The organism is Aquimarina sp. 2-A2 (assembly GCF_045505135.1).
Lineage (GTDB): Bacteria > Bacteroidota > Bacteroidia > Flavobacteriales > Flavobacteriaceae > Aquimarina > Aquimarina intermedia.
The window spans coordinates 1-1415 of record NZ_JBJKFI010000015.1; the positions used below are offsets into that span (position 1 = coordinate 1).

2 protein-coding genes are annotated in these 1415 nt (G+C 35.1%); both read right to left on the minus strand.

What is annotated here, in order from left to right:
- On the minus strand, positions 1-996 hold a 996-nt coding region (locus tag ACJRPK_RS17435; protein ID WP_407141670.1), incomplete at its 3' end, for a hypothetical protein.
- Between the two features lie 19 nt (positions 997-1015).
- A partial coding sequence (locus tag ACJRPK_RS17440) for a T9SS type A sorting domain-containing protein (protein WP_407141671.1) occupies positions 1016-1415 on the minus strand: 400 nt, incomplete at its 5' end.

Sequence of the window (1415 nt, forward strand, 5' to 3'; positions counted from 1 at the left end):
TGCAGAAGAATTTGTCTGGAATTGTACCCGATACCTTCCGATATTCAAAGAATTGGGCCAGGTATAATAATATTTACCACCTATTAATTTTATTTCATCACGATATGCAATAACTTCTGGATCTACTTCCAAAACGTTCGCGCCGTCATTATCAACTATAAATAAATCAAAAGTCAAAGCATCAGTAGCTTCAATAGTTCTATCTAATTCTAAGACGAACCCGCCATCGGTACTATCAGAGCAATTCGTTTTAGTGGGATAAACGTTAACTACTTTAGGGGAACAGTTTGTAATAGTAATGGTACGCGATGTTGAATAAAAGGCTGTAGTACTAAAGGAAGCACTAATTTTGTATTTTAATTGTAAATTTCCTGAAAAATAATTTGAGTAGTTATCACCAAAAATCTCTTTTACACTTTTATTCAATGGAAATAAATTTTTGAATCGTGGAATGTCTACCCAATCATTACTAACAATATTATCAAAATACTGCCAAGTTACGTGGGGTGATGTAATAGTGTTACCTTGATAAGTTTCAAAAATTTCTATCTCATCGCAAATTGTATAATTAGTAGGTTCTATGATCGGCAGCAAAATTGAAAAATGATTGAACAACCCACCACACCCAGACGCATTGGAGTTGTCAAGGTTTTCATTGGACTCCATGATTTGTATAGTTTTGTTAAGATCTAACATTTCAGAAGTACAGTACCAAGAAAACCCCCCACAAGAACCCCCACAGTCAGCGTTTGTTGGATCATCGTTATATCCCAGCACTACATTGACTACTACATTAGCAGAGGTCGAAGAAATATTATATACACCTTGAGTATAATCCCGATAAAAAATACCTTTTCTCAATTGAGATATACGTTCAGATTCTAGATATGCAATATGTTCATCAAAAGGAGATTCATCAGTAATGACATATAACTTATTTTGACTATAATTAACAAAACAAGCTAAAAACACTAAAAAACATAAAACCTTCTTCATAACATCAATAGTTTAAAATTCACTCCACCACAATCTTTCGTACATAATTTTTTTCAGGAGACTGTATAAGTAAGAGGTATACTCCTGTTGCTAAGTTTCCTTTAAGACTGATCGGGATGGTATACGCTTTACTCCCTGTGTTGGATGCGGAGTAAAGTAACGTATTATTTACCATGCTGAACAGTTTGATATCCACCGGTGCTTCTCTCTCAAAGGTCAGGTCGATTGTAAAATCTCCTTGTGAGGGATTGGGATAAAGACTCAGCTCGGAGTTTCCATTATTTTTTTTATCAAAAGAGGCGGCATGTACTTCGATAGTTTTCGTAGCGAAAGCTTCACATACGCCAATGGTTGTTTTCATGATCAGCTCATACGTCCCTGCCTTTTCAAAAGCAATTTCTGCATAACCTTCTGTACTT